Source organism: Novosphingobium sp. (assembly GCF_965228995.1).
Classification (GTDB): domain Bacteria; phylum Pseudomonadota; class Alphaproteobacteria; order Sphingomonadales; family Sphingomonadaceae; genus Novosphingobium.
This window is the reverse complement of sequence record NZ_OZ245852.1, coordinates 1,143,034-1,169,199: the sequence shown is the minus strand read 5'-3', so window position 1 is coordinate 1,169,199 and position 26,166 is coordinate 1,143,034. Positions and strand designations below refer to the sequence as shown.

The window sequence follows — 26,166 nt, the reverse complement described above, 5'->3', positions numbered from 1 at the left end:
CTTCGTTCTGTAACGTTTTGTTGCCGGATCATGCTGCGTTGCACAAGAGAGGGACAACGGCTGGTCGCGGCTTTCCCACGCTCTGTTGCAATTCCGCACCACGCGGGCCGGCAGCCTTGTATGGGGGCTCTGCAGGCCCATATAACTTTAGTCAGGCCAATTATTGATGCTCAAGCTGCTGCGTTCCCTTCTTGATGCCCGCCCCGAGCCCGAGGTTATTCCTACGGTGCCCGAGGGTCAGCGTGTTTATGCCATCGGCGATATCCATGGCCGTTACGACCTGCTGTGCCGGATGATCGCACGGATCGAGGCAGACGAAGTTAGCCGCCCTCCCGCCGACACCACCGTCATTCTGCTTGGCGATCTCGTCGACCGCGGGCCCGATAGTGCGCGCGTGATCGCCACCGCGCGCGAATGGGCCAAGCGCCGCCGCGTGCGCATCCTTGCCGGCAACCACGAGGAAATGTTCCTCGGCAGCTTCGAACGTGAAGACACGCTGCGCCATTTCCTGCGTCATGGCGGGCGCGAGACACTGCTGAGCTATCCCATCGAACCGGAGGTCTACAGCCGCGCCACGCTCGAAGAACTGCGCGTGATCATGAACGAGGCCGTGCCCGAAGAGGACATCGCCTTCATGCAGTCGATGGAAGACCGCATCCAGATCGGCGACTACGTCTTCGTCCATGCCGGCGTGCGCCCGGGCGTCCCGCTCGAGGAGCAGAAGGTCTCGGATCTGCGCTGGATCCGCGGCGAGTTCATCGAAGGCCCGGAAACCCGCAATTTCGCGGTCGTCCATGGCCACACGATCCTCGATGCCCCGCACGTCTCGGCGCTGCGCATCAGCCTCGATACCGGCGCTTATGCCTCGGGGCTGCTCACGGCCATCGGCCTTGAAGGGACAGGCCGCTGGCTGATTTCGGTGCAGGGCGAACCAGCCGCCGAAGCCGCTTAATCGTCGAACAGCACCGTCCGGATCGCGCCATCGGCGCGGTAGACCGGTGCCTCGCGGCTGACCTCGTACAACCGGTTCCACGTCGCCGTTGGCCCCAGGCCAACCAGAGCATCGCGCATTTGTGCGTAATACGTGTGCTGGAAGTGCGCGATGAGCGAGGCGTGGTCTTCCCACAACTCGTGCACCGTCACCCGATTGGCCACGCAAGGATCAGCGGCGAAACAGTATTCGAGGCAGCCCGGCTCCTCGCTCCGCGTCTTCCACTGGATCGGGCCGGTCAACCGCACCGCCTCGTCACGCGTGGCCTCGTCGGCGAATTCAAGATAGGCGTGGATGACCACCTGCGGCATGACGGGCTCTCCTTCAAGGGCCCCAATCAAGCACAGCGCGCGCGCCCCCGCCCCTATTGATAAACGCAGGTATCGTAGTCCGCGCGTACTGTGGTCACCCGCCGGGCGATAGCATTGCCGTGCCGCAAGGTGGAGCCAGTCGCCCCGGTCACTGCGCGCACCTTGGGCTGCGGAAAGGCCGCCGCGATTCGCGCTGCTTCGACCCGGCTCAATTGCGCCGCCGGCTTGTTGTAATAGCGCTGCGCCCCGGCCTCGACGCCATAAGTGCCGATCCCGGTCTCTGCGACGTTGAGATAGACTTCCATGATCCGCCGCTTCCCCCAGATCGCCTCGATCAGCACGGTGAACCAGGCCTCCAGCCCCTTGCGAATATAGCCGCCGCCCTGCCACAGGAACACGTTCTTGGCGGTCTGCTGGCTGATCGTGGAGCCGCCGCGGATGCGCCCGCCTTCCTGATTGCGCTCCCACGCTTTGAGGATCGCGTCCTGATCGAACCCATGGTGCTGGCAGAACTTGCCGTCCTCCCCGGCAATCGCGGCATCGACCATGTTGCGGTCGATCTTCGAAAGCGGCACCCATTCCTTGGTGATGCCGTTGGGATCGAAGATCATCGTCAGCGTCACCGGCACCGGCACGAACCGGTAGACCACGACCATGGACACGCTGAGGAACAGGAACGCCGCCACCAGCCGCGTCAGCAGCCAGCCAACCTGATGGAGCCGCCCGGGCTGGCGCGCGCGGGCGACTTGCGGGTTCTTGAGCTTGAGCAGTTCATCATCCATGCAAACAGGATATTACCCGCCGGGGCGCGGCTGGCAATCACCCCCGCGCGTCGAACGCAGCCATCACCCCCGCAAGCACAGGATTCGCCCCCATGAAGCCCTCAGGCAACACCATCCTTCTCTCTGGCGGCGGCACCGGCATCGGCCGCAGCCTCGCCCAGCGCTGGCACGACGCCGGCAATGTCGTGATCGTCACCGGCCGCACGCTCGCCAGCCTTGAGGAGACCATCGCCGGCCGCGCCAATCTCCACGCCCGCGTGCTCGACGTGACCGATCCCGCCGCCATCGCCGCCTTCGCCAGCAGCATCACTGCCGAGTTCCCCGCGCTCAACGTGCTGGTCAACAACGCGGGCATCATGCGCTTCGAGGACCTCACCGCCCCGCGCGACCTGGGCGATGTCGAGGCGACCATCGCCACCAACCTGCTCGCCCCGATCCGCCTTACCGATGCGCTGATCGCACACCTCAAGGCGCAGTCCGATGCCGCGGTGGTCATGGTCTCGTCCGGCCTTGCCTTCGTGCCGATGGCCGTGACCGCGACTTACAACGCCACCAAGGCCGCGATTCATTCCTACAGCCAGTCGCTGCGCCACCAGCTCGCAGGTTCGGTCGAAGTGATCGAACTCGCCCCGCCCGCGGTGCAAACAGACCTCACCCCCGGCCAGTCGACCCGCGCCAACTACCTGCCGCTCGAAACGTTCATCGACCAGGCCATGGCCCTGTTCGAGCAGCAGCCGACTCCGCCGGAGATCCTCGTCCCCAACGTGCTGTTCCTGCGCAATGCCGAAGCCGAAGGCCGCTACGCCGCCGTGTTCGAGATCCTGAACCGGGATTTCGGGCACAACTGAGGCCAGCCCGCGCGCTGCGCTCACACCCCCACCCCCTCGTCATCCCAGCGAAGGCAGGGAGCCAGAGCGGGCGCAGCGCTGCATGGCCCTGGATCCCCGCCTTCGCGGGGATGACGAATGCTGGTGCACGCGCGCAAAAACACAAACGGCCGGGGTCGCCCCCGGCCGCTTTTGCATTCAACGTTGCCCGCCCGATCAGGCCGGCAGCAACCGCCGCTCGCCGGCGATACGCTGCATCGCCTTCTGCAGCTTCTCGAAGGCGCGCACCTCGATCTGGCGCACGCGCTCGCGGCTGACATTGTAGACCTGGCTCAGTTCCTCGAGCGTCTTGGGCTCGTCGATCAGGCGCCGGTCGGTCAGGATATGCCGCTCGCGGTCCGAAAGGCCGTCCATCGCCTCGACCAGCAGAGCATGGCGCAGATGCGCTTCTTCGGCGTCGGCCACGGTTTCGTCCTGCAGCGGGCTGTCATCGACCAGCCAGTCCTGCCACGAACCCTCACCGTCCTCGCGGACCGACACGTTGAGGCTGGCATCGCCGCCCATCATCATGCGCCGGTTCATGTTGACGACTTCGGTCTCGGACACGCCGAGGTCGGTCGCGATCTTGCGCACGTCTTCGGGGTGCAGGTCCGAATCCTCGAACGCCTCGAGGTTCTTCTTCATCCGCCGCAGGTTGAAGAACAGCTTCTTCTGCGCCGCCGTGGTGCCCATCTTCACGAGGCTCCACGAGCGCAGGATGTACTCCTGGATCGAGGCCTTGATCCACCACATCGCATAAGTCGCCAGACGGAAGCCCCGATCGGGCTCGAACTTCTTGACGCCCTGCATGAGGCCGATGTTGCCTTCGGAGATCAGCTCGCTAACGGGCAGGCCATAGCCCCGGTAGCCCATGGCGATCTTGGCCACGAGCCGCAGGTGGCTCGTCACCAGCTGCGCGGCAGCCTGCGGATCGGCATGCTCCTGATAGCGCTTGGCGAGCATGTATTCCTGCTCGGCCGTCAGCACCGGGAACTTGCGGATCTCGGCGAGATAGCGATTGAGCCCGGCTTCACCGCCGCCAAGGGCAGGAACCAGTGCGCTCGATTTCTTCTCAGACACCTGAACACATCCTTTCGCCGCGCCCATCAAGAGGAGGCGCGAACCTCACAGGCCAAATCCTGCAATGGCTGTGTCGCGAAACGTTCGCGGCTTGTTCCGATATATCGGAGCCGCCCGAGTCTCGCCACACAGCAAAACTATTCGCCCGCGAAGCGCCATTCGATACAGCGCGTTTTTGGGGCATTGCACCTTTGAGCCATGGCGCGCGGTCAATCATTCCGCCCTCCCAGTTCGACGATAAGCGTCCTGAGATCGACCGGCGTCGGGCTGGCGAAACGCACCGCCTCGCCGCTGGCCGGGTGGATGAAGCCCAGTTCCGCAGCATGAAGCGCCTGCCGGCGAAAGCCGAGCCGGGCAAGCAGGGGCCGATGCTGGGAAGACGCGCGTCCATAGACTGGGTCTCCCATTAGCGCATGGCCGATTGATGCAAGGTGAACGCGCACCTGGTGGGTTCGCCCGGTCTCGAGCTGGCACTCGACCAGCGCGGCACCCTGCAGCACCTCGATCGTGCGGTAATGGGTCACCGCATGCTTGCCGCGTCCCTCGCTCACCATGGCCATCTTCTTGCGGTCGCGCTCGCTGCGCCCGATCGCGCCGCGAACCGTGCCCGCTGCGGGCACCGGCACGCCGGTGGTCACCGCCTGATAGACGCGGTGGATCGAATGATCGGCAAACTGCCGCGCCAGCCCTTCGTGCGCCGCATCGCTCTTGGCGACGACCAGCAGCCCCGAGGTATCCTTGTCGATCCGGTGCACGATCCCCGGCCGCGCCACCCCGCCGATGCCCGAAAGCTGGCCCCGGCAATGATGGAGCAGCGCGTTGACCAGCGTGCCGTCGAGATTACCCGCCGCCGGATGCACCACCAGCCCCGCCGGCTTGTCGACGACGATCAGATGCGCATCCTCGTAGACCACGCTGAGCGGAATATCCTGCGCCGCCGCAGCGGCCGGCACGGCTTCGGGCACACGAATGGTGAAGGGCGTGCCTTCCGCCGGCTTGAACGAAGCCTGCGCCGCCGGCTTCCCCGCTAGCGCCACGCGCCCATCGTCCATCAGCGCCTTGATCCGCTCGCGCGAGAGACCGGAGACATCGGCAAGCGCCCGGTCAAGCCGCAGCCCGCCGGCGGGAATGGTTCCCTCGATGATGGTCTCGCATGCCCCCATGGTTCGTCCGATATGGGAATTGCGAGGCAGGGCGGCAAGGGTGGGCCTGGATCGGTTGTGAACCGACTGCTGCGCACGCATCTTTCGACCGTTCGACAAGCTCAGGGCTCAGGGCTCAGGGCTCAGGGCTCAGGGCTCAGGGCTCAGGGCTCAGGATGAGTGGGGTGAGTACTATCCAGAACAAAACAAAACCCGCTCGTGCTGAGCTTGTCGAAGCACCCCGCACAGCGCTAGCCACACAGCATGGACTTTCACGCCTACCTCCTGCGCTGTTCGGATGGCTCCTACTACGCGGGCCACACCGACAATCTTGAACAGCGTATGGGGCAGCATCAGACAGGCATCCTCGGTGGCTATACTGCGCGCCGACGCCCGGTAACGCTGGTCTGGTCAGAGCGCTTCCCCACTCGGGATGAAGCCTTTGCAGCGGAACGGAAACTGAAGGGGTGGAGCAGGGCGAAGAAAGAAGCTCTGATTGCCGGGGATTGGGCGCTTGTGTCTGAGTTGGCCCGCAATCGGCAGGGTGATCGCGAGCGCGGCGCCAGCATCCTTCGACAAGCTCAGGATGAGCGGGGTAGGAGAGTGGACTCGGTTGAGTTGGCAACGCCGGATAAGGAAATAACCGCTCGTGGTGAGCTCATCCTGAGCCTGTCGAAGGGCGAACCACCGGTCGCAACACCAGCCAAATACTCGATCACACGCGCTGCCCACGCCGCCATTCTCGCCGCCGCCGCCACGGCCGCTCCCAACGAAGCCTGCGGCCTCCTCCTCGGCACCGCTGCGCACATCGAAACCGCGAAAGCCGCCGCCAACGTCCACCCCGAACCGCTGCGCCATTTCGAGATCGATCCCGCCGAGCTGATCGCCGCGCACAAGGCGGTGCGCGATGGCGGACCGAAGGTCATCGGCTATTTCCACTCGCATCCAAATGGCCTGCCTCGGCCTTCAGCCACCGATGCCGCAAGTGCCTCGGGCGATGGCCGGATCTGGGCGATTGCCGCAGCCGGCGCGGTCACCCTGTGGTGCGATGCCCCATCCGGGTTTGAACCGCTTTCCTACGGGATCAAGGAGGGTTAAGGCAGGGCTGTGACGTCACACCCGGCCCAACCTCGCACGCTTCCTACCGGACCTGCACGCGCCCCCGCCCGGGCCGCCGCCCGGGCCGCCGGAAGTCTGCTCAGGACTGTGTCAACTGTGTCAACTTCATTCATCTAAAAGGCCGATATCCTGAACATGACCGCCCCTAATCCAGCAGCCGTTCCCGATCTCGCCAGCCTGCTCTGCTCGCGCCTGTGCCACGACATGCTGTCCCCCGTCGGCGCACTCTCCAACGGCCTGGAACTCCTCGCCGAGGAGAAGGACCCCGAGATGCGCCAGAAGTGCTTCGAGCTGCTTGAACAGAGCGCCCGCATTTCCGCCGACAAGCTGCGCTTCTTCCGCCTCGCCTTCGGCGCTGCCGGCGGTTTTGGCGAAATGGTCCCGCTCGATGAACCGCGCGCGCTGATCGATGCGCTCGTCGGCAACAATGGCCGCATCCAGGCCAACTGGGCGCTCGCCGGCAACAGCCTGCCCAAGCCCGCGGTCAAGACGTTGCTCAACCTGGCGCTTATCGGGATCGAAGCGCTGGTGCGCGGCGGCACGCTCGATATCGCTGCCGAGCTCAGGACGGATGGCGCCACGCCCTGCAGCGAGATCGTGATCCGCGCGAGCGGCGCGCGCGTCGTGTTCGATCGCAACGTCGGGCTCGCGCTCGAAGGTGCGCTCCCTCCCGAGGAGCTCTCCAGCCGCACCGCGCCCGCCGCGATGCTGCACCAGCTCGTCGCTGGCCTTGGCGGCACGCTCCAGTATCACGCCGCGCCCGAAGCGCTGGTCATGGGGGCGATGCTGCCGGTCGCCGCCTGAGGAACCGAGAACGCACATGAACCGCTGGCTGGTCCACCGCGAGGTCCTCTCGCCCAACTGGAACGAGCGAAAGCTGCCTGTTTCCATGGTGGTCCTGCATTACACGGGCATGCGCACCGCCGATGAAGCGCTCGCGCGGCTCTGTGATCCGGCCGCTGAAGTCTCGGCGCACTACATGATCGACGAGGACGGCACCGTCATCCGCCTCGTCGATGAACGTAAGCGCACATGGCACGCCGGCCGTTCCTACTGGCGCGGAGTTACCGACGTGAATTCGGCCAGCGTCGGGATCGAGCTCGTCAATCCCGGGCACGAATTCGGCTATCGCCCCTTCCCCGAAGCGCAGATGGAAGCGCTTATCCCGCTCCTCGCCGATATCATGAAGCGCCACGACGTGCCGCGCGCCAATATCGTCGGCCATTCGGATATTGCCCCGGCGCGCAAGGAGGATCCGGGCGAGCTGTTCCCGTGGGATCTCCTCGCGCGCTACCGGCTGGCGCTGGCCAAGCCGCAGCTGTCCATGCGCCTCGTCTACGACAACCCGAGCGCCTTCTACCTCGCGCTCGAACGCTTCGGGTATGACATCACCGACCCCGTCGCCGCGGTCCGCGCCTTCCAGCGCCGCTGGCGCCCTTCGCGCATCGACGGCGAGATCGATGGACAAATCGGCGCGCTGCTGTTCGAGCTGCTGTTGGAACGCGATCTCGGGCGTGCTAGATGATGGATCGCCAGGGGGCCGGGCAGCCGCGTCCTTCGACAAGCTCAGGATGAGCGGACTCGAAGGCCGAGGAAAGTCCGGGCTCCACGAAACAAGGGTGGCGGGTAACGCCCGCCGGTCACGGACCTGGTCCGGGGCAAGGGAAAGTGCCACAGAGAGCAGACCGCTAAGCCCCGCGTGTTGCAAGACAAGCTGGGCCAGCAAGGGTGAAAGGGTGCGGCAAGAGCGCACCGCGCGACTGGCAACAGGAGCGGCATGGCAAACCCCACCCGGAGCAAGACCGAATAGGGACTGCACGCCCCCGAACCTCGCAAGAGCCAAGGGGCAGGCCTGTTTCGGGCCAGCAGTCCGGGTTGGTCGCTTGAGCGCGCCCGGCAACGGGCCGCCTAGAGGAATGGCTGCCGGCGGGGATACGGTCCACAAGTGGGATACCGTCCGCGTCACAGAACCCGGCTTACAGGCCCCCTGGCATTTCGGGCCCCTGCAATCAAAGCATTTTCCTAGTCGAGACGAAGGCGCTAGGAAGCAGCCCATGTCCGGCGCGCACCACCATCATCACGGCAACGATCATGGCCATGCCCATGGTCACCACCATCACGCGCCTGCCAGCTTCGGCCGCGCCTTTGCGATCGGCATCGCGCTCAACAGCGCCTTCGTGCTGATCGAGGCAGGCTACGGCATTGCCGCCGGCTCGATGGCGCTTGTCGCCGATGCCGGGCACAATCTTTCCGACGTGCTCAGCCTCGCCATTGCCTGGGCCGCCAGCGTGCTCACCGCGCGCCCGCCTTCGGCGCGGTTCACTTATGGCTACAAGTCGAGCTCGATCCTCGCCGCGCTGTTCAACGCCTCGCTGCTGATGGTCGCGCTCGGGGCGATCCTGGTCGAAACGATCCACCGCCTGATCGCGCCGCAGCCCGTCGCGGCCGGCCCTGTCATGGTCGTCGCGGGCATCGGCATCGTGATCAACACGCTCACCGCGCTCCTTTTCCTGCGCGGACGAGAGCATGACATCAACATCCGCGGTGCCTACCTCCACATGGCCGCAGACGCTGCGGTTTCCGCAGGCGTGGTCGCGTCCGGTGCACTGATCGCGCTGACCGGCGCCTGGTGGATCGATCCCGTCACCAGCCTTGTCATCGTGGCCGTGATCGCTGCGGGCACATGGGGCCTTGCCAAGGATTCGCTCAAGATGGGCCTCCACGGCGTTCCCGCCTCGGTCGATGCGAGCCGGGTCGAGCAATTCCTGAGCGGCCTCTCCGGAGTCAGCGCGGTGCACGATCTCCACATCTGGCCGATGAGCACCACCGAAACCGCGATGACCGCGCACCTCGTGGTGCCCGCCGGCCACCCCGGCGATGAATTCCTCTCCAGCCTGGCCCACGCGCTTGAGCATGATTTCAGCATCTGCCACGCCACCGTCCAGATCGAGACGACCGATCACGCTGGCCATGCCTGCGCCCCGGCCTGCCAACCCATCGGAGTCGCGGCGAAAAAAGCCGTCAGCCTGACCCTTTGACCTACCCGCCCGATGATCTTGCGCCGCTCGCGCGCGCCATCTTGCGCCTCGGCAGCGGCGATGATTCTGCACTGCCTGTGATCTACCGCGCAACTTCATCGAAGCTGTTCGGCATAATCCTGCGTATAGTAGGTGATCAGGCTGAGGCAGAGGACGTGTTGCAGGACGTTTATATCAATCTTTGGCAACAGGCCGCGCGCTTCGACAGCACGCGCGGAAGCCCGATGGGCTGGCTTGCCACTTTCGCGCGCAATCGCGCGGTCGATCGGCTGCGCCGCCTCAACACCGCGGGTGCAAGTAAACGCGCGCCGATGGAGGCGGCCGATCTGGTGCCGGACCCGACACCCGATGCCGAACATCAGCTGATCGGAGCCGGAGAAGCGCACGCCCTGCAACGCTGCATCGATACGCTTGGTTCGCACCAGCGCGAGGCAATCCGCGCCGCATGGTTCGATGGCCTCAGCTATCCCGAGCTCGCCGCTCGCGCCGAAGTCCCGCTCGGCACGATGAAGAGCTGGATCCGCCGCGGCATGCTCCAGCTCAGGGAGTGCCTGGAGCAATGACCGAGAGCGAACGTCTTGCCGCTGAACATGCGCTCGGCCTGCTTGAAGGCGAAGACCTCGCCGAAGCCCGGCGGCGCATGCTTGCCGACCCTGAATTTGCCCGCAGCGTGGCAGATTGGCAGGCGCGGCTCGCCCCCATGCTCGACGATGTCGAGCCGGTCGAGCCGGATCCCGCGGTCTGGTCACGGATCGAAGCAGCGGTCGCCACAAGCCCGCGCGGCGAAGTGATCCAGCTGCGCCGCGCCGTGCGGCGGTGGCAGATCGGCACCGGCTTCGCAGCAGCGGCGTCGGTGATCCTCGCGCTGCTTGCGATACGCCCGGCCCCGCCCACGCCCGCCATGAACCCGGGTCTGATCGCCGCAGGCAGCACGGCCGAAAGCAGCGCACAAGGCAAAGTCCTTGCCGTCACGCTCGCGCCGGGGCCGCAAAGCGGTCCGGTCATGCTGGTCTATATCCCCGCGCAGCGGCGCATGCTGGCGGTGGGCAGCGGCTTCGCCAAGAGCGCCGCACACGATTACCAGCTCTGGCTGATCCCGCCCGGCAGCAAGCCGCTCCCGCTCGGCATCTTGTCCGGAGACGGCGTGCAGACCATGGAACTGCCCAAGGCGCTCGTTCAGACGATCGACCACCGAGCCAGCATCGCGGTTTCGCTCGAACCCAAGGGCGGCTCGCCCACGGGCCTGCCAACCGGGCCGGTGCTGGCCAGCGGCAAGGTTACCGCGACCTGATCGAATGCGCCGGTCCGGGCAGGCCCGGTCTGGCGCAAGGGTCTGATTTGTGTGAGATTGCGCGCTCCCCGTTCTGGTAGGAAGAGACGCATGTCGATCGATCGCCGCACCGCCCTGACCGCCGCCCTGACTGCTGCTGCCGCCAGCGCATTGCCAGCAGCCGCGCAGACCGCCGCGCCCCCGGCACCGCAGGGCCCGGTATTCACCCCTGCCCCGGCCCCGTTGCCGTTCGATCCTGCCACAATCCCCGGCCTCTCCGCCAAGCTCCTCACCAGCCACCACGACAACAACTACGTCGGTGCGGTGAAGCGCATCGGCGCGATCAAGGGCGAACTCGCCAAGCTCGACATGGCGACCGCCCCCGGCTTCATGCTCAATGGCCTGAAGCGCGAGGAACTGCTCGCGTGGAACTCGATGATCCTGCACGAAGTCTACTTCTCGTGCCTCGGGAGCGGCGGCAAGCCAGGCGCCAGGCTCGGCGCGGCGATCGAGCGCGATTTCGGCAGCATGGCACGCTGGGCCGCCGAGTTTTCCGCGATGGGCAAGGCGCTCGGCGGGGGCTCGGGCTGGGTGCTGCTGCAATGGTCTCCCCACGATGGCCGCCTCACCAACCAGTGGGCGAACGACCACACGATGACGCTGGCGGGCGGCACCCCGATCCTCGCCATGGATATGTACGAGCACGCCTACGCGATGGACTACGGCGCAAAGGCTGCGGCCTATGTCGATGCCTTCATGGGTGCCGCAACGTGGACTGCCGCGGATGCGCGGTTTGCGAAGGTGGCGCGCTGACCAGAACCTCCCTATCTCGCAGGAATGGCGAGGGGCACACAACCAGTGAACTGGAACAGAACCCACATTTGTGGTACCACGCGGCTATGAGCAGACTGTCCATCGACCTCACCGAACAGCAGCACAAGAGCCTCAAGGCCATTGCTGCGCTGCAGGGCAAAACGATCCGGCAGTATGCTGTCGAGCGTCTGTTTCCCTCCGATAGCCCCGGCGCGGGTATGACCGAAGACGAAGCATGGACGGAGCTTTCGAACCTCCTGCAGGAACGGATCGCTGCAGGTCTGGCTGGAGAGGTATCGACGCGGACTGTCGCGGATATCATGAGGGCTGAAATCGAGCGCGACGAGGCCAATTGACCCGGCGCTACGTCCTCAGTCGGTCGGCCGATTCCGATCTTGAGAGCATTTTGCGCTACACGCGCCTACAATGGGGCCTCGAACAGGCTTCGCAGTATTCTACGTCCATCGAACGGGGCATCGAAAGACTTGCAGCCGGTGGGCCGGCGGTCAGAAACCTTGACCGGGTCTATGTCGGATTGCGGAGTTTGCGCTGCGAACGCCATTTCATTTTCGGGTTGCTGCGGTCGGATGCTCCGCTGCTTGTTGTAGCCATTCTCCATGAGCGCATGGACTTGCTCACTCGCGTCGCATCACGTTTGCAATAAAGTACAACGCCCGCTGAATGGCTCCAGCGGGCGTTCAAATCCTGGTCGTTCTGAAAGGTCGTCAGGCCGCCTGTTCCTTGCCCTTCAGCACCTGAACCGGCTCCTTGCGGCCGTCGACGACATCCTTGTCGACCACCACTTCGGTGACGCCTTCCAGCGTCGGCAGATCAAACATCGTATCGAGCAGCAGCCCTTCGACGATCGAGCGCAGGCCGCGCGCGCCGGTCTTGCGTTCGATGGCCTTCTTGGCAATCGCTTCCAGCGCCTCGTCAGTGAAGGTCAGCGCCACGTCTTCGAGGTCGAACAGCTTCTGGTACTGCTTGATCAGCGCGTTCTTGGGCTCGCGCAGGATCTTGACCAGAGCCTCTATGTCGAGGTCGTTCAAGGTCGCGATCACCGGCAGACGGCCGACGAATTCGGGGATCAGGCCGAACTTGAGGAGATCTTCCGGCTCCGCCTTCTGGAGCAGCTCGCCCACCTTGCGCTTGTCCGGATCGGCGACATGCGCACCGAAACCGATGGAACGCTTCTGCAGGCGGTCCGAGATGATCTTCTCGAGGCCCGCGAAAGCACCGCCGCAGATGAACAGGATGTTGGTCGTGTCCACCTGCAGGAATTCCTGCTGCGGATGCTTGCGCCCGCCCTGCGGCGGCACGCTTGCTGTCGTGCCTTCCATCAGCTTGAGCAGCGCCTGCTGCACGCCTTCACCAGACACGTCGCGCGTGATCGAGGGGTTCTCGGCCTTGCGGCTGATCTTGTCGATCTCGTCGATGTAGACGATGCCGTGCTGCGCTTTCTCGACGTTGTAGTCCGAGGCCTGCAGCAGCTTGAGGATGATGTTTTCGACGTCCTCGCCGACATAGCCCGCTTCGGTCAGCGTGGTCGCATCAGCCATGGTGAAGGGCACGTCGAAGGTCTTGGCCAGCGTCTGCGCCAGCAGCGTCTTGCCCGAGCCGGTCGGCCCGACGAGCAGGATGTTCGACTTCGAGAGCTCGACATCGCCGCCCTTGCCGCTGTGCTTGAGGCGCTTGTAGTGGTTGTGCACCGCCACCGAGAGCACGCGCTTCGCGCGGTCCTGCCCGATCACGTAATCGTTCAGCGTCGCGAAGATATCGCGCGGCGTGGGGACGCCGCCGTCCTTCTTTCCGGCGAGACCGGCCTTGGTCTCCTCGCGGATGATGTCGTTGCACAGCTCGACGCATTCATCGCAGATGAACACGGTGGGGCCGGCGATGAGCTTGCGCACTTCATGCTGCGATTTGCCGCAGAAACTGCAGTACAGCGTGCTCTTGGTATCCGATCCGGAAAGCTTGGTCATTCTTACATCCCAGACGCCCCTCCACGAGGGGCGGGCCCGGTTATCCTACTACCCGGAGGGCATTAATCAACCGGACACGAAAATAGCGAATAATCCCTGACCCAGCACCCTGTCATTTTTGTGCAAGATGCTGGGATCAGGCCGAAATTATGCCGAAGGGGCGCCGCCCGAACCTTCTTCGCCGCTGATCTGGTCACCAGCCGGACGTGATTCGTAGACCTTGTCGACGATTCCGAACTTAAGTGCCTCATCGGCTTCGAGGAAGGTGTCACGGTCCATCGCCTTCTCGATTTCCTCGAGCGTGCGGCCGGTGAACTTGACGTAGAGGTCGTTCATCCGCGCGCGCATGCGCAGGATTTCGCGGGCCTGGATCTCGATGTCGGAAGCCATGCCGCGCGCGCCGCCCGAGGGCTGGTGGACCATGATCCGCGCATTGGGCAGCGCGATGCGCATGCCCGGCTCGCCCGCCGCCAGCAGGAAGCTGCCCATCGAGGCGGCCTGGCCGATGCACACGGTCGAAACGCGCGGGCGGATGTATTGCATGGTATCGTAGATCGCGAGACCCGCCGTCACCACGCCGCCCGGCGAGTTGATGTACATGGCGATATCTTTCGAGGGGTTCTCGGATTCGAGGAACAGCAGCTGCGCCACGATGAGCGAGGCCATCTGGTCCTCGATCTCGCCCGTCACGAAAACGATGCGTTCGCGCAGCAGGCGCGAGAAGATATCGAAGCTGCGTTCACCCCGGCTGGTCTGCTCGACCACAACCGGCACGAGCGCCCCGGTAATGGGATCGCGGCCGAACTTGCCCTGATTGCCGTAAACCGATGCGCCGTGGGCGCCGTAAAGATCGAGCATAGAGTCCTCTTGGATGTGCAGGGCCTATGTCGCGTGCCACGACGGGATGTTCAAGGGCGTTAACCTCGCATCCGCGCTGTCCCACGCGAAAAGTGGTGCAAGATCGGGGAAATCCGCAAGTTTGCCCCTCGGTGCGCTTGCGCGGGGCCAAGCTTGGCCGCAGCTTCCGGCCCGATTCATGAGGGGTTGATCGATGTTCCGAGGTGCCGCCAAGACCATTTCTGCCGTTCTGCTCGCCGCGACCGCGCTCGGCGGCACCGCGCTTCACGCGCAGGAAACCGTCGCCACCTATCTTTCGCGGATCAAGGCGATCGACAAGGCCGGGCCGAAAATCAACGCCGTGATCGCGCTCAATCCCGATGCCGCCAAGGCTGAAGCGGCCGCGAAGGCGCTGACCGGGCCGCTCGCGGGCAAGGTCATCCTCGTCAAGGACAACGTCGAAACCGCCGATCCCATGCCGACAACCGCGGGCAGCCTGCTGCTCAAGGACAACCGTACCGGGCGCGATGCCCCCTTCATGATCGGCCTGCGCGCAGCGGGCGTGGTCGTGCTGGGCAAGACCAACCTCTCCGAATGGGCCAACATGCGCTCGAGCCAGTCCTCGAGCGGCTGGAGCGCGGTCGGCGGGCAGACGCGCAATCCCCATGCGCTTGATCGCTCGCCCTGCGGCTCCTCCTCGGGCAGCGGAGCGGGTGTGGCAGCGGGCCTTGCCTGGGCCGCGATCGGCAGCGAGACAGATGGCTCGATCACGTGCCCCGCCTCGCTCAACGGCATCGTCGGCTTCAAGCCTACGGTCGGCATGATCAGCCGCACCCATGTTGTGCCGATCAGCCACAGTCAGGATACCGTCGGCCCGATGACAACGAGCGTACGCGATGCCGCGCTCATGCTCAGCGCGATGGCCGGCAGCGATCCGGCGGACCCCGCCACTGCCGATGCCAATGCGCACAAGACCGATTTCGCTGCAGGGCTTGCCACTTCCAGCCTCAAGGGCGTGCGCCTCGGCGTGCTGCGCAAGGCGGTGGGGAGCAACCCCAAGGTTATCGCCCTGTTCGACAAGGCGCTGGCCGATCTCAAGGCGGCGGGCGCCACGCTTGTCGATATCGACTATACCCCGCCGTCCGAAATGGGCCGCGATGAATATACCGTGCTGCTCTACGAACTGCGCACCGATCTGGCCGCCTATCTCCAGTCGGTTCCGGCATCCTCGTTCAAGGATACACCGCCGGCGCGCACGCTGGCCGATGCCATCGCCTTCAACAAGGCGCATCCTGAAGAACTCAAGTGGTTCGGGCAGAACGAGTTCGAGGAAGCCGAGGCGATGACCGATACGGCGGTCTACCAGAAGGCGCGCGCAAACTCGCTCCGTCTCGCCGGGGTGGACGGGATCGACAAGTTGCTCGCCGATAACGCCGTTTCGTTTCTCATCGCTCCCACCGCGCCGCCGGCCTGGTCGATCGACCTCGTCACGGGCGACCACAGCATCGACGTCGGCATGGGCAGCCTTGCCGCCATCGCGGGCTATCCGCACCTCACCGTGCCGATGGGCGCGGTCGAAGGGCTGCCGATGGGCCTTTCGTTCATGGGCACCAAGTGGGACGACAAGCGCGTGCTCGAAGCCGGCGCAGCCTATGAACGCGCGCGGACGGTGGCCGTGCCCAAGCCCTCGCTGAAGCGCTGGGGGGAGTGACCCGCTAAACCTTCGCCCGCCTCAGCGCATCGAGCGCTTCCAGTTCGCGCTGAAGATTGATCTGCTGCGCCTCGGCCTGGCGCAGCGCAGCCTGCTCCGCGCGCGTCTGGTGCCGTCGCGCCGACCAGCGCGCAAGCCGCCGTCCCGAATCGCGCAGAAGGAAGGCGATCACGTCGACCAGCCCCTGACGCCGCACCGGGACCAGCGCCCGCGCGCGGGGCAGCGGCGCAACGGCGAGCGCGGTGGCCGGCTCCGGTTCGGCCGGTGCAGCAGGCAATTCCACCAGCGGCTCCGGCTTGGGCGGCAGCAGGAGCAGCGGCACTGGCGTCTCCACCGACGGTTCGAAACGCACCGGAAGCGCGAGCGCCGGCACCGGCCGTTCGGCAATCACTCTGACAGGCGGGCTATAAGTCCCCGAGACCAAGCTTGCCGCCGGAATCGAAGGGAGCTGCTGCGGCCCTGCAGCTTTGCGCCGGGTGGTCTTGCGCTGCGCCTTGGGCCTCGCGCCCCCCTTCTTCGCCGCCGGCTTCACGCTGCGCGGCGGTTCGGTGACTTCGCATGGGACCGGTTCCAGCGCCCGCGCCTCCCGCACCGCGGCCATCCGCGCCGCAGCCTTTCGCGCCTTTTTGCCCTTGGGATTGCGCCGCTTCTGCGGGCGCTCCTCGATCAGCCCGCTTTCGTCCGGAATGACAAGCGGTACGGCCATCGAGCCGCGCTGGAGGTAGGCCAATTCGTGCCGCGTGGCGGCGAGGTTCGGCGCCTTGCTGCCAGCCGCGATGGGCTTGGCAACCGGAGGCCGTGAAGCGAGGCGATTACGAACGGTATGCATCGGGTGTCCCTCCCAGGAACCGAGCCTGCCCGAATCTCTCACGCGCTGATTCGCATGGTCAATCCGCGCGAATACGGATGCCCTGCGCATGCGAAGAGGGGCGCCCCGTTACCGGAGCGCCCCTCTTGTTTTTCAATGCCTTGCGGCCAGAATCAGGCGTCAGCAGCCTTCTTCTTGGGGGCAGCTTTCTTCTTGGGAGCAGGCGCTTCCTCGGCCGGAGCAGCTTCGGCGGCAGGCGCTTCCTCGGCGGCCTTCTTCTTCGCCGGAGCCTTCTTGGCAGGCTTCGCTTCGGCTTCGACCGGAGCCGCTTCCTCGGCAGGAGCCTCTTCGGTGGCTTCAGCCTTCGCCTTCTTCGCGGCCTTCTTCGGCGCAGTTTTGGCAGGCTGCACTTCGGCGGGCTTGCCGGTCTCGTCGGCTTCGATCACCGCCTGCAGTTCCTCGCGGGTCACGTTGCGCTCGGTGACTTCGGCCTTGTCGAACAGGAAATCGACGACCTTGTCCTCATAGAGCGGCGCGCGCAGCTGTGCGGCGGCGAGCGCATCCGAACGGATGTAGTCGATGAAGCGCTGGCGGTCCTGCTCGCGGTACTGCTGCGCAGCCTGGCGCATCAGCATTTCCATTTCCTGGCTACTGACCTGCACGCCGTTGGCCTGGCCGATTTCCGAAAGCAGCAGGCCCAGACGCACGCGGCGCTCGGCGATCTTGCGGTAGTCGTCCTTCTCGCCCTCGATCTCGGCGAGCGCGGCGGCGGGATCTTCTTCCTTGGCGGCTTCGCTGGTCAGCTGCTGCCAGATCTGCGCGAACTCGGCTTCGACCATCGACGGCGGAACCGCGAAATCATGGCCTGCAGCCAGCTGGTCCAGCAGCGAGCGCTTCATCGCGGTGCGCGTAAGGCCACCGTTTTCCTGCTCGATCTGGCCCTTGATCAGGCCGCGCAGCTGCTCGATGCTCTCGAGGCCGAGCGACTTGGCGAACTCGTCGTCCGCGGTGAATTCGGCAGCCTGCTTGACCGCCTTCACGGTGCACGCGAACTGGGCTTCCTTGCCGGCAAGGTTCTCGGCCGGATAGTCAGCCGGGAACGTCACGGTGATCGTGCGCTCGTCGCCCGACTTGACGCCGACAAGCTGCTCCTCGAAGCCGGGGATGAAGCGGCCCGAGCCAAGCTCGAGCGGCTGGTCTTCGGCGGTGCCGCCATCGAAGGCAACGCCGTCGACCGAACCGGCGAAATCGATGATCAGCTGGTCGCCATCGGCAGCGACAGTGCCCTCGGGCGCGTCGTTGTAGCGCTTCTGGCCCTGGGCGATGCGACCGATGGCCTCATCGACTTCGGCATCGCTCACTTCGATGATCAGGCGTTCCAGCTTGATTCCGTCGATCGCAGGTGCGGCGATCTCGGGCAGCACTTCGAGCGCGACGGTGAGCTCGGCGTCCTTGCCTTCCTCATAACCCTCGGCGAGCGAGACATCGGGCTGAGTCGCGGGGCGCAGGCCCTTTGCAGCGACGAGCTTGTCCATCGCCTCGCGGATCGAGGTTTCCAGCGCCTGCTGGTGCAGCGCCGGGCCATGCATCTTGCGCACGAGATTGGCGGGAACCTTGCCGGGGCGGAAGCCGGGCATGCGGACCTGCGGCGTGATCTTCTTGACCTCACCCTCGACAAGCGCGGCGATATCGTTCGCGGCGATTGTCAGGGCGTAGGCGCGCTTGAGGCCCTCGTTGCTGGTTTCGACGATCTGCATCTGTGATCCAACTTTCTCGTACGACGTCGTGGTGCCCGTAGGGGCGTCATCAACAATTCTGGCCGCACCACGCAAATGGCACGGCCAAGCTGCCGGCCAGGCCGGGCGGGTCTGGTGCGGGCGAAGGGACTCGAACCCCCACATCTTGCGATACTGGAACCTAAATCCAGCGCGTCTACCAGTTCCGCCACGCCCGCGTCCGGCGAAAAGCGAGCGCCGCCCCTATCGCAGCGCCGGGCAAAGGGCAAGCCTTGCCAAAAGGGGCGACGGGCGAAGCGCTATCCCTGTCCGGCAATCCGCGCGAGCAGCGCGAGCCATGTGCTTGCGGGCGGCGTGGCCTGCGGCTCGGCAGGCGGGGTCAGCCCGGCGCATTCGAGGCAATAGACCTGCGCTCCCGCCCCGCCCAGCAGGCGCGAAAGATCGCCAACAAGCTGCTGGGCAAGCGCCCCTTGCCGCTGGGCTGCGAGCGCCGCGAAATCGCTGCTCCCGCCTTTCGCGCCAAGCACATGCGAGCTGTCCGCGCCGCCTTCGCTATCCGCCAGCTGATCGAGCAGCGCCCCGAACGGATCCGCATCCGCACCGAGGTAGACCGGATGCCAGGTCTTGGCACCCGCCGCCTTGGCCGCCCACGCCAGCGCCGCATCGATCCCGCCGAACTCATCGACAAGGCCCAGCTGCCGCGCGGTGCCGCCATCCCAGACGCGCCCTTGCGCGATCTTGTCGATCTCCGCCGGGGTCTTGTGCCGCGCTTCGGCCACGAGGCCGATGAAGCGCGCATAACCCGAATCAATCTGCTGCTGGATCACCGCCTCCGCGGTCGGCGAGAAGCCGCCGAACAGATCGGGCTGGCCCGAAAGCGGCGTGGTCCACACGCCGTCAGTCCCGATCCCGACTTTGCCCAGCGCTTCCTCGAAGCTCGGGATGATCGCGAAGATGCCGATCGAGCCGGTGATCGTCGCCGGTTCGGCAAACACCCGGTCCGCCGGCGTCGAGACCCAATAGCCGCCGCTCGCGGCAAGGCCGGCCATCGAAACGGCGACGGGGATCTTCTTCGCCTTCATCCGCGCGATCGCAGCGCGGATGCGCTCCGCCCCGGTCACCGATCCGCCCGGCGAATCGACCCTTACCACCAGTGCCGCGTAGTCTCCGCTTGCTGCCGCCTTGTCGACAAGCTCGGCGATCCGGTCGCCGCCCGCGCTGCCGGGCCCGGCATCGCCATCGACGATATCGCCCGCCACCGTCACCACGGCGATGGCCTTGCCATCGATTGAAGGCGTCTGATCGGCAAGATAGGTGCGCAGCGCCGTGCCCTTGAAAGCACCTTCGCCGCCTGTGGGATCGGCGCCGACGATCTCGGCCACGCGCTTGCCGAACGCCACCTTGTCGCCCACCCGGTCAACGAGCCCTGCTGCCACTGCCGCTTTGGCCGCATCGCCGCCCGATGCCGCGATCCACTTCACCGGATCGCTGGTCACCAGCTTGATATCCGCCTTGGGCCGGGCTTTCTTCACATCCGCCTGCCAGGCTTCCCACAGCGCGGAATAGACCGCGCCCAGCGCTTCCTTCGCCTCTGGCGAGGCGTTTTCGCGCGTAAAGGGCTCCACCGCGCTCTTGTAGGTGCCCACCTTGAACACGTGCGCCTTGATCTTGAGCCGGTCGAGCAGCGCCTTGAAATAGAGGTTGGTGCCCCCCGGACCCGCCACCAGCGCGCCGCCCAGCGGATCGACCCACGCCTCGCTCGCATGCGCCGCGATCTGCACGCTATCATCGGTATAAAGCCCCGCGCGGACCAGCACCGGCTTCTTCGCCGAGCGCACCTTGTCCATCGCGGCGCCGATATGCGTCATCGCCACCTGGCTGCCGCCGCCAAAGCCTTCGAGATCGAGCACGACGGCCTTGATCCGGCTATCCCCCGCTGCAGCTTCGATCGCGCGCACCAGATCGCGCTCCTGCACCGCCTTGGAGGGCCCGCTGCCCGAAAGCAGTTGCGAGGGCCGCAACCGCGCCCGTTCCTCCACCACCGGCCCATCGAGCGCAAGATAGAGCGCGCCGGGCTGCACCGAGCCGGGCGCAGGCCGCAGGGTGAGCAGCGCGTAAAGGCCCCCGAAGAACAGGAGCAGGAGGAGCAGCACGAGGCCGTCCTTGATAGCGACGAGGATCTTCCAGACCGAGCGGGCAAACTTCATGGGGGATATCTAGGTCTCACGAGGGGCGGATGCCAGCCGAAACACTTGAGCCGCCCAAAGAGGCGCACTAGAGCCTGTCCAGATGAGGTGGAAGCGTTGGCACGGAGCCGACTTTGGCCCAGCGCGAGGCGAGAGGAGGGAGCTATGCTTGCCCATAGTGACCGACGATCAACGCTGCGATGGGCCAAAAGCGGCCCGCCCCTTCGGGGTCGCCTCAGGAAGCCTCTCGGACAGCGTCGCGCCGCTTGCACGGGCTACCAGCCCGCACTGCGCGGTGCTCCTTGCCGAGAAGCTTCCTGAGGCGATGACAATGCTTCCACCTCATCTGGACAGGCTCTAAGGCATGGTTTCGATGACAGAATCGAACCAAGTGGCCGAAGGCCGGTACCCCGCAGGCGGTCTCGCCTTCCCGCACCGTGACCTTACCGGCATTTCGCACCTCGCGCGGCACGAGATCCTCTACCTGCTGGACGAGGCGGAGCAGTGGCTCGCGCTCAACCGCCAGCGCCACAAGCGCGCCGAAGTGCTCTCGGGCCTCACCATCATCAACGCCTTCTTCGAAAACTCCACGCGCACGCTGCTGTCGTTCGAGATCGCGGGCAAGCGCCTTGGCGCGGACGTCGTCAACATGCACGCCGCGACCAGCAGCGTGAAGAAGGGCGAAACGCTGATCGACACCGCAATGACGCTCAACGCCATGCGCGCCGATGCCATTGTCATCCGTCATGCCAGTTCGGGCGCGGTGCAGCTCATCGCCGACAAGGTCGATTGCCCGGTGCTCAACGCGGGAGACGGCAGCCACGAGCACCCGACCCAGGCGCTGCTCGATGCGCTCACCATCCGCCACGCGCTCGGCCTTGCCCCGGGGAGCGATCTCAACGGTCTCAAGGTCACGATCTGCGGTGATATCCTGCACAGCCGCGTTGCGCGCTCGAACATCCTTTCGCTGACGGCGCTGGGCGCTGACGTCACCGTCTGCGCCCCGCCCGCGCTGATGCCTGCGGAAATCACCGCAATGGGCGTGACGCCCACCCACGATTTCGATGCAGCGCTGCAGGGAGCGGAAGTCGTGATGATGCTGCGCCTCCAGCAGGAGCGCATGTCAGGCCAGTTCATCCCCAGCCCACGCGAATACCGCCATCTCTACGGGCTCACGCTCGAACGGTTCGGCAAGCTGCGCCCGGATGTTTTCGTCATGCACCCCGGCCCGATGAACCGCGGGATCGAGATCGACAGCCAGGTCGCAGATCATCCCACCCGCAGCCTCGTGACACGTCAGGTCGAAAGCGGCGTGGCGATCCGCATGGCCTGCCTCGATGTGCTCACCCGCCGTGCGCGGGGCGTGCCCGGTTGGGTCCCAGGTACCGGAACTCCGGAAGGAGCCGCGGCATGACCCCCCGTTCGCTCACGATCACCGGCGGCAAGCTGGTCCTCCCCACTGGCACACCGCAGGCGGGCGCGCTGCGCGTCGCCGATGGCCGCATCGTCGCGCTTGGCGACATCAGCCCCGAACACGGCGATGATGTGCTCGATGCAAAGGGCGCGCTGGTCACGCCCGGGCTCGTCGATCTTGGTGTCTTCGCCATCGACAAGCCGGCCTTCCACTTCGGCGGCATCACCCGCGCCGCGCTGATGCCCGATCAGGGCCCGCCGCTCGATCACCCGGCCCGCGTCCGCTTTGCTGCGCAATCGGGCAAGCCGGACATGTGGGTCCACCCGCTCGCCGCAGCGACGCGCGGGCTCGAAGGCACTGAGCTGGCCGAACTGGCGCTGATGCGCGATGCCGGGGCCAAAGCGGTCGCCACCGGGCGCCGGTGGATCGCCGATTCGGGTGTGATGCACCGCCTGATGGGCTACTGCGCGATGCTCGGCCTCGTGCTCGTGACCCATGCCGAGGATGCCGGAATCGCCGGAAGCGCCGTCGCCACCGCAAGCGAGATGGCGACAAGGCTCGGCCTCCCCTCGGCTCCTGCCGAGGCCGAAGCCCTCGCCGTCGCACGCGATATCGCGCTTGCCGAACTGACCGGCTGCCGCCTCCACTTGCGGCAGGTCACGACTGCCGCCGCGCTTGAACTGGTCCGCGCGGCCAAGGCCCGCGGGGTCAAGGTCACCGCGGGCGTCACCCCGGCGCACTTCATGCTCTCCGATCTGGAACTGGCGCATTTCCGCACCTTCTGCCGCCTTTCGCCGCCCTTGCGCAGCGATGCGGACCGGCAGGCGGTCATCGCGGCCATCGCCGACGGCACGATTGACGTCATCGCCTCGGGCCACGATCCGCGCGGCGCGGAAGACAAGCGGCTGCCCTTCGCCGATGCCGAACCCGGCATGGCCGGCGCTGAAACGCTGCTCCCGCTCACACTCACGCTCGTGCGGGATGGCCAGATCGATCTGCCGCGCGCCTTCGCGCTGCTTGCGGGCAATCCTGCAGCGCTGCTCGGAGTTCCGGCCGGAAAGCTTGCGCTCGGCCTCGAAGCCGATCTCGCGCTGGTCGAGCCCGAACGGCCGTGGATCGTCGACCGCAGCAAGATGGCGGCCACCGCGGGCAATACCCCGTTCGACCGCCGCCCGGTCGAAGGGCGCGTCACCGCGCTGTTCAAAGGCGGCGCACGAATCGCCTGAGCGCAAACGAAACCGGCCCGCCCCCCGGTCAGGGAGCGGGCCGATTGCACTTCTCGTTCGAAAAGCTCAGCGCTGCGCCATGCGCGTCGGTGTCGTACGGCCCTGGGGCGAAACCATCGCCGGGTCGGCCATCACGAGGCAGACGCCGCCCTTGGCCTTGACCGACTGGCACATCTGCCGCGCCGAAGCGAAGCCGCTGAAGCCCACCGCCTGAACGCGCCAGAACTGGCGGCCATTCACCGCTACTTGCGTGATCTGGCTGTGATAGCCGGCAAGGCTGCGGTTGCGGGCAGCAAAGTGCCGCCAGGCGCGCTGCGCGCCATCAGCCGAGGAGAACGAGCCGAGCTGGACCACATGGCTGCCATGCGCGGCGACCGGCGCCGCAGCGGCGGCCTTGCGCGCTTCATGCACCGGCTGGACCACCGGGTGCGAAACCATTTCCTGCTGCACGACCGGAGCCTGTACCAAAGCCGGAGCCGGTGCTGCCGGGGGCGGAGCGTCGAGCGCGGCAAGCTTGGCCGGAGCGGGCGCGGTCGAAGCATCGGCCAGCGCCGGCTGCGGCGTTGCAGGATCGGCTTGCGGCGCAGGGATCGCGGTCGCCGCGGCCTTGGCCAGTTCCGCCGCATCGCCGGTCGCGGTCTGCTGCGTCGCCGCCTTGGCAGCCGCTTCGTCGGCCAGCTTTGAAGGTTCGGGGAAATTCGCCAGCGCCAGCGCGGTCGGCTGGTCGCCATTGGCCTCAGCCGGCGCGCCGAGCAGGCTGGCGACGCGGCGGCGGGTATCTTCCGGCCGCGCCATGACGGCCCAGGTCTGCAGCCGCTCGTTGAGCTTGTCCGCCGGAACATCCTGCTGCGCCATCAGCTTGGCTTCACCCCAGCTGCCATCGAGCGCGTAGGCATAGGCGAGGTTCTGGCGCACCTTCGGGGTGTTTTCGCCATTGCGCAGAGCGTCGGTCAGCGTGGAGATACCGGTCTGGGTCTGCCCGGCCATCGCCATAGCAAGGCCATAGTCGGACGCGGGAAGGCTATCGCGATAGGTGTTGAGCGTATCGACCGCATCGTTGCCACGCCCCAGCGCGATATCGGCAAGCGCGAGGCTCAGCGCGGCCTTGCTGCCGTCCTCACCAAGCTGCATCGCTTCATCGAAAGCCTGACGCGCTGCCTCGAACCGGCCTGCGCGCAGATAGGCTGAGCCCAGCAGCGTGCGGTAGGCCGCATTGCGCGGGCTGGCGAGCACGGCCTGTTCGGCCAGAGCGACGGCCTTGTCCGGGCTGCCCTTGCCAAGCTCGGCCTGCGCGCTTGAGGCAAACTTCGCGTGGTTCGGTCCGCCCGTGGCGCAACCGGAAAGGAGGCCTGCCGCCAGCGCGGTGGTCAGGCAGATCCGGGCAAGGCGGTAAGCGGCCTTCCGGTCAGTCTTGCTGTCGTGTGCGGTGGTCATGGCGTGATGTCCCGGTTGAAAGGCGTCGTCAGGAGCGAAGGGCACGGCGGGCAAGGTCGTCGAGACCAGGCTTCGCTTCGAGGAAACGGTCGAGAGCCTCGACCACGAGTTGCTGGGCGCTGCGGTTGTCGATGGTGCAGGCAAGGCGCAGGCGCAGGTGGCGCGCCGCATCAAGCCGCAGCGTAAACGCAGCCTTGCGCCCTTCCTTGAGCGCAGTGCCGCGCTCGCGGCGGCGCGCGGAAGCCGCTGCGGCAGGAACACCCAGCACATCGGCCAGCGATTCGAGCCGCCGCAGCACTTCGGGCTGCGAAGGTTCGGGAACCGGATCCGCCGCAATCGCGACAACGTCGGCCGCCTGGGCAGGAGCTGCGGGGGCGAAATCCTCGCCGTGATCGTTCCAGCCGAGATCGTCTGCATCGGCAGCGGCAAGATCGGCGGGTTCGGCTGCCAGCGCGGCCGGACCGAAGCCCATGCGCTGGCGGTCTTCCTGAGTCATCGGCAGGAGCTGCGGGCGCATCGCCGGGCGCGCCGCACCCTTGCGGGCGAGCAGGCTCGGGCTCAGCGAGGCGAAGGGCTTGGGTTCGCTCATGATCGCCGTCCTTCGCTCAGGAGCCGATCACGCGGCGGCCGAAGCCACCAGCGGGACGGGACGCACCGGCCAGGCCAGGCCCGGCGTGGCCGGGCTGCGGCACCGCGAACACGGTGCGGCGGAAATTCTTCTCGAGCCGCTCGGAAACATAAGTCCACAGCGCCTCGACTTCGGCGGCGGACTTGCTCCTCGGATCGACTTCCATGACCGTCCGGCCATCGATCATCGAAGCGGCGAAATCGGTGCGGTGGTGCAACGTGATCGGTGCAACCGTGCCGTGCTGCGAAAGCGCGACGGCGGCTTCGGACGTGATCCGCGCCTTGGGCGTCGCGGCATTGACCACGAAGATCAGCGGCTTGCCCGCGCGCTCGCACAAGTCAACCGTAGCGCCCACGGCGCGCAAGTCGTGCGGGCTCGGGCGGGTCGGCACCACGATCAGCTCTGCCACCGAGATCACCGACTGGATCGCCATGGTGATCGCGGGCGGGGTATCGATCACCGCCAGCTTGAAGCCCTGCTGGCGCAGCACCACCAGATCGCTGGCGAGCCGGGCAACCGTGGTCTGCGCAAAGGCGGGGAACTCGGCCTCACGCTCGTTCCACCAATCGGACAGCGAACCTTGCGGATCGATGTCGATCAGAACGACGGGGCCAGCCCCGGCGCGCTGCGCCTGGACGGCAAGGTGACCGGACAAGGTCGTCTTGCCGGATCCACCTTTCTGCGATGCCAATGCCAGTACGCGCAAAGTAACCCCCCTATGGGCATGACGAAAAGACTGCATGGTCTCCCGCAGGGGGATCGCAGAAGACCCTCAAATTTTGGTTAACATCC

Annotated in this window: 26 protein-coding genes, 1 tRNA gene and 1 other RNA gene; 15 read left to right on the top strand and 13 right to left on the bottom strand. The window is 66.1% G+C overall.

All coding sequences use genetic code 11. The annotated features are described in order from the left end of the window. Nucleotides 1-166: 166 nt before the first annotated feature. Complete coding sequence (locus ACO056_RS05435; RefSeq protein WP_421852957.1) at nt 167-952, top strand: metallophosphoesterase family protein; 786 nt, start codon at nt 167-169, stop codon at nt 950-952. On the opposite strand, the gene ACO056_RS05430 is transcribed toward ACO056_RS05435, so the two are convergent. Together ACO056_RS05430 and mtgA are read right to left on the bottom strand one after the other, a co-directional pair. Next, nucleotides 949-1,302, bottom strand: coding sequence for a putative quinol monooxygenase (locus ACO056_RS05430; RefSeq protein WP_421852954.1), 354 nt, complete (start codon nt 1,300-1,302; stop codon nt 949-951). The genes ACO056_RS05435 and ACO056_RS05430 overlap by 4 nt on opposite strands. A gap of 53 nt (nt 1,303-1,355) precedes the next feature. Beyond that, nucleotides 1,356-2,084: a monofunctional biosynthetic peptidoglycan transglycosylase gene (gene mtgA / locus ACO056_RS05425; protein WP_421852950.1), complete on the bottom strand. Its 729-nt coding sequence runs from the start codon at nt 2,082-2,084 to the stop codon at nt 1,356-1,358. Nucleotides 2,085-2,176: 92 nt separating this feature from the next. Between mtgA and ACO056_RS05420 the strand changes: the two genes are divergently transcribed. Next, a complete protein-coding gene (locus ACO056_RS05420; protein ID WP_421852947.1) occupies nt 2,177-2,932 on the top strand; it encodes an SDR family oxidoreductase in 756 nt (251 codons plus the stop codon). A 195-nt stretch (nt 2,933-3,127) separates the two neighbouring features. Here ACO056_RS05420 and rpoH read toward each other — a convergent pair whose 3' ends face one another. Together rpoH and ACO056_RS05410 are read right to left on the bottom strand one after the other, a co-directional pair. Continuing rightward, nucleotides 3,128-4,030, bottom strand: a complete 903-nt coding sequence (gene rpoH, locus ACO056_RS05415) for an RNA polymerase sigma factor RpoH (RefSeq protein WP_421852944.1) — start codon at nt 4,028-4,030, stop codon at nt 3,128-3,130. 209 nt (nt 4,031-4,239) lie between these two features. Next, entirely contained in the window at nt 4,240-5,193 is a 954-nt protein-coding gene (locus ACO056_RS05410; RefSeq protein WP_421852941.1) for an RluA family pseudouridine synthase, read from the bottom strand. A gap of 243 nt (nt 5,194-5,436) precedes the next feature. On the opposite strand from ACO056_RS05410, the gene ACO056_RS05405 reads away from it, so the two are divergent. From ACO056_RS05405 to ACO056_RS05360, 10 genes are all read left to right on the top strand, one after another. Next, nucleotides 5,437-6,270, top strand: a complete 834-nt coding sequence (locus tag ACO056_RS05405; RefSeq protein ID WP_421852938.1) for a Mov34/MPN/PAD-1 family protein — start codon at nt 5,437-5,439, stop codon at nt 6,268-6,270. 156 nt (nt 6,271-6,426) lie between these two features. Further along, nucleotides 6,427-7,095 (top strand): histidine phosphotransferase family protein, encoded by a 669-nt coding sequence (locus ACO056_RS05400; RefSeq protein ID WP_421852935.1) that lies wholly within the window; start codon nt 6,427-6,429, stop codon nt 7,093-7,095. A gap of 16 nt (nt 7,096-7,111) precedes the next feature. After that, complete coding sequence (locus tag ACO056_RS05395) at nt 7,112-7,816, top strand: N-acetylmuramoyl-L-alanine amidase (RefSeq protein ID WP_421852932.1); 705 nt, start codon at nt 7,112-7,114, stop codon at nt 7,814-7,816. A 7-nt stretch (nt 7,817-7,823) separates the two neighbouring features. Beyond that, nucleotides 7,824-8,286, top strand: an RNA gene (gene rnpB / locus ACO056_RS05390) — RNase P RNA component class A. A 59-nt stretch (nt 8,287-8,345) separates the two neighbouring features. Continuing rightward, a complete protein-coding gene (locus ACO056_RS05385; protein WP_421852929.1) occupies nt 8,346-9,329 on the top strand; it encodes a cation diffusion facilitator family transporter in 984 nt (327 codons plus the stop codon). Continuing rightward, nucleotides 9,326-9,892 (top strand): sigma-70 family RNA polymerase sigma factor, encoded by a 567-nt coding sequence (locus ACO056_RS05380; RefSeq protein ID WP_421852926.1) that lies wholly within the window; start codon nt 9,326-9,328, stop codon nt 9,890-9,892. Before ACO056_RS05385 ends, ACO056_RS05380 begins: the two co-directional genes overlap by 4 nt. Further along, nucleotides 9,889-10,620, top strand: a complete 732-nt coding sequence (locus tag ACO056_RS05375; protein WP_421852923.1) for an anti-sigma factor — start codon at nt 9,889-9,891, stop codon at nt 10,618-10,620. The genes ACO056_RS05380 and ACO056_RS05375 overlap by 4 nt, the downstream gene beginning before the upstream one ends. A 90-nt stretch (nt 10,621-10,710) precedes the next feature. After that, a complete protein-coding gene (locus tag ACO056_RS05370; RefSeq protein WP_421852920.1) occupies nt 10,711-11,412 on the top strand; it encodes a superoxide dismutase in 702 nt (233 codons plus the stop codon). 86 nt (nt 11,413-11,498) lie between these two features. Further along, complete coding sequence (locus ACO056_RS05365; RefSeq protein ID WP_421852917.1) at nt 11,499-11,768, top strand: antitoxin; 270 nt, start codon at nt 11,499-11,501, stop codon at nt 11,766-11,768. Further along, complete coding sequence (locus ACO056_RS05360; RefSeq protein ID WP_421852914.1) at nt 11,765-12,076, top strand: type II toxin-antitoxin system RelE/ParE family toxin; 312 nt, start codon at nt 11,765-11,767, stop codon at nt 12,074-12,076. Before ACO056_RS05365 ends, ACO056_RS05360 begins: the two co-directional genes overlap by 4 nt. Before the next feature lie 61 nt (nt 12,077-12,137). Here ACO056_RS05360 and clpX read toward each other — a convergent pair whose 3' ends face one another. Together clpX and clpP are read right to left on the bottom strand one after the other, a co-directional pair. Beyond that, entirely contained in the window at nt 12,138-13,394 is a 1,257-nt protein-coding gene (clpX, locus tag ACO056_RS05355; protein ID WP_421852911.1) for an ATP-dependent Clp protease ATP-binding subunit ClpX, read from the bottom strand. A gap of 147 nt (nt 13,395-13,541) precedes the next feature. Continuing rightward, on the bottom strand, nt 13,542-14,252 hold the full coding sequence (gene clpP / locus ACO056_RS05350; RefSeq protein ID WP_421852908.1) for an ATP-dependent Clp endopeptidase proteolytic subunit ClpP: 711 nt from the start codon (nt 14,250-14,252) through the stop codon (nt 13,542-13,544). 193 nt (nt 14,253-14,445) lie between these two features. On the opposite strand from clpP, the gene ACO056_RS05345 reads away from it, so the two are divergent. Then, entirely contained in the window at nt 14,446-15,942 is a 1,497-nt protein-coding gene (locus ACO056_RS05345) for an amidase (protein ID WP_421852905.1), read from the top strand. Between the two features lie 4 nt (nt 15,943-15,946). On the opposite strand, the gene ACO056_RS05340 is transcribed toward ACO056_RS05345, so the two are convergent. From ACO056_RS05340 to sppA, 4 genes are all read right to left on the bottom strand, one after another. Then, nucleotides 15,947-16,771: a hypothetical protein gene (locus ACO056_RS05340; RefSeq protein WP_421852902.1), complete on the bottom strand. Its 825-nt coding sequence runs from the start codon at nt 16,769-16,771 to the stop codon at nt 15,947-15,949. A 152-nt stretch (nt 16,772-16,923) separates the two neighbouring features. Then, a complete protein-coding gene (gene tig / locus ACO056_RS05335) occupies nt 16,924-18,507 on the bottom strand; it encodes a trigger factor (protein ID WP_421852899.1) in 1,584 nt (527 codons plus the stop codon). Between the two features lie 112 nt (nt 18,508-18,619). Beyond that, nucleotides 18,620-18,704, bottom strand: a tRNA-Leu gene (locus tag ACO056_RS05330). An 81-nt stretch (nt 18,705-18,785) separates the two neighbouring features. After that, nucleotides 18,786-20,693, bottom strand: a complete 1,908-nt coding sequence (gene sppA, locus ACO056_RS05325) for a signal peptide peptidase SppA (protein WP_421852896.1) — start codon at nt 20,691-20,693, stop codon at nt 18,786-18,788. 352 nt (nt 20,694-21,045) lie between these two features. Between sppA and ACO056_RS05320 the strand changes: the two genes are divergently transcribed. Next, complete coding sequence (locus tag ACO056_RS05320) at nt 21,046-22,086, top strand: aspartate carbamoyltransferase catalytic subunit (protein ID WP_421852893.1); 1,041 nt, start codon at nt 21,046-21,048, stop codon at nt 22,084-22,086. Next, a complete protein-coding gene (locus ACO056_RS05315; protein WP_421852890.1) occupies nt 22,083-23,312 on the top strand; it encodes a dihydroorotase in 1,230 nt (409 codons plus the stop codon). The genes ACO056_RS05320 and ACO056_RS05315 overlap by 4 nt, the downstream gene beginning before the upstream one ends. A gap of 66 nt (nt 23,313-23,378) precedes the next feature. Here the strand turns inward: ACO056_RS05315 and ACO056_RS05310 are convergent, their stop codons facing one another. The 3 genes from ACO056_RS05310 to ACO056_RS05300 are packed head-to-tail and all read right to left on the bottom strand — an operon-like array spanning nt 23,379 to nt 26,080. After that, entirely contained in the window at nt 23,379-24,746 is a 1,368-nt protein-coding gene (locus ACO056_RS05310) for a tetratricopeptide repeat protein (protein WP_421852887.1), read from the bottom strand. A gap of 28 nt (nt 24,747-24,774) precedes the next feature. Further along, nucleotides 24,775-25,335 (bottom strand): hypothetical protein, encoded by a 561-nt coding sequence (locus tag ACO056_RS05305; RefSeq protein ID WP_421852884.1) that lies wholly within the window; start codon nt 25,333-25,335, stop codon nt 24,775-24,777. A gap of 16 nt (nt 25,336-25,351) precedes the next feature. After that, entirely contained in the window at nt 25,352-26,080 is a 729-nt protein-coding gene (locus tag ACO056_RS05300) for an AAA family ATPase (RefSeq protein WP_421852881.1), read from the bottom strand. Nucleotides 26,081-26,166 lie beyond the last annotated feature (86 nt).

What these genes read in the sequence shown, in the direction of transcription:
- ACO056_RS05365 (WP_421852917.1), top strand. Translation starts at nt 11,499, where the DNA reads ATGAGCAGACTGTCCATCGACCTCACCGAACAGCAGCACAAGAGCCTC.
- sppA (WP_421852896.1), bottom strand. Translation starts at nt 20,693, where the DNA reads ATGAAGTTTGCCCGCTCGGTCTGGAAGATCCTCGTCGCTATCAAGGAC.
- ACO056_RS05400 (WP_421852935.1), top strand. Translation starts at nt 6,427, where the DNA reads ATGACCGCCCCTAATCCAGCAGCCGTTCCCGATCTCGCCAGCCTGCTC.
- ACO056_RS05405 (WP_421852938.1), top strand. Translation starts at nt 5,437, where the DNA reads ATGGACTTTCACGCCTACCTCCTGCGCTGTTCGGATGGCTCCTACTAC.
- ACO056_RS05305 (WP_421852884.1), bottom strand. Translation starts at nt 25,335, where the DNA reads ATGAGCGAACCCAAGCCCTTCGCCTCGCTGAGCCCGAGCCTGCTCGCC.
- mtgA (WP_421852950.1), bottom strand. Translation starts at nt 2,084, where the DNA reads ATGGATGATGAACTGCTCAAGCTCAAGAACCCGCAAGTCGCCCGCGCG.
- clpP (WP_421852908.1), bottom strand. Translation starts at nt 14,252, where the DNA reads ATGCTCGATCTTTACGGCGCCCACGGCGCATCGGTTTACGGCAATCAG.
- tig (WP_421852899.1), bottom strand. Translation starts at nt 18,507, where the DNA reads ATGCAGATCGTCGAAACCAGCAACGAGGGCCTCAAGCGCGCCTACGCC.
- ACO056_RS05340 (WP_421852902.1), bottom strand. Translation starts at nt 16,771, where the DNA reads ATGCATACCGTTCGTAATCGCCTCGCTTCACGGCCTCCGGTTGCCAAG.
- ACO056_RS05345 (WP_421852905.1), top strand. Translation starts at nt 14,446, where the DNA reads ATGTTCCGAGGTGCCGCCAAGACCATTTCTGCCGTTCTGCTCGCCGCG.
- ACO056_RS05420 (WP_421852947.1), top strand. Translation starts at nt 2,177, where the DNA reads ATGAAGCCCTCAGGCAACACCATCCTTCTCTCTGGCGGCGGCACCGGC.
- ACO056_RS05435 (WP_421852957.1), top strand. Translation starts at nt 167, where the DNA reads ATGCTCAAGCTGCTGCGTTCCCTTCTTGATGCCCGCCCCGAGCCCGAG.
- ACO056_RS05395 (WP_421852932.1), top strand. Translation starts at nt 7,112, where the DNA reads ATGAACCGCTGGCTGGTCCACCGCGAGGTCCTCTCGCCCAACTGGAAC.
- ACO056_RS05310 (WP_421852887.1), bottom strand. Translation starts at nt 24,746, where the DNA reads ATGACCACCGCACACGACAGCAAGACTGACCGGAAGGCCGCTTACCGC.
- ACO056_RS05315 (WP_421852890.1), top strand. Translation starts at nt 22,083, where the DNA reads ATGACCCCCCGTTCGCTCACGATCACCGGCGGCAAGCTGGTCCTCCCC.
- ACO056_RS05320 (WP_421852893.1), top strand. Translation starts at nt 21,046, where the DNA reads ATGACAGAATCGAACCAAGTGGCCGAAGGCCGGTACCCCGCAGGCGGT.
- ACO056_RS05370 (WP_421852920.1), top strand. Translation starts at nt 10,711, where the DNA reads ATGTCGATCGATCGCCGCACCGCCCTGACCGCCGCCCTGACTGCTGCT.
- ACO056_RS05385 (WP_421852929.1), top strand. Translation starts at nt 8,346, where the DNA reads ATGTCCGGCGCGCACCACCATCATCACGGCAACGATCATGGCCATGCC.
- ACO056_RS05430 (WP_421852954.1), bottom strand. Translation starts at nt 1,302, where the DNA reads ATGCCGCAGGTGGTCATCCACGCCTATCTTGAATTCGCCGACGAGGCC.
- ACO056_RS05410 (WP_421852941.1), bottom strand. Translation starts at nt 5,193, where the DNA reads ATGGGGGCATGCGAGACCATCATCGAGGGAACCATTCCCGCCGGCGGG.
- ACO056_RS05375 (WP_421852923.1), top strand. Translation starts at nt 9,889, where the DNA reads ATGACCGAGAGCGAACGTCTTGCCGCTGAACATGCGCTCGGCCTGCTT.
- clpX (WP_421852911.1), bottom strand. Translation starts at nt 13,394, where the DNA reads ATGACCAAGCTTTCCGGATCGGATACCAAGAGCACGCTGTACTGCAGT.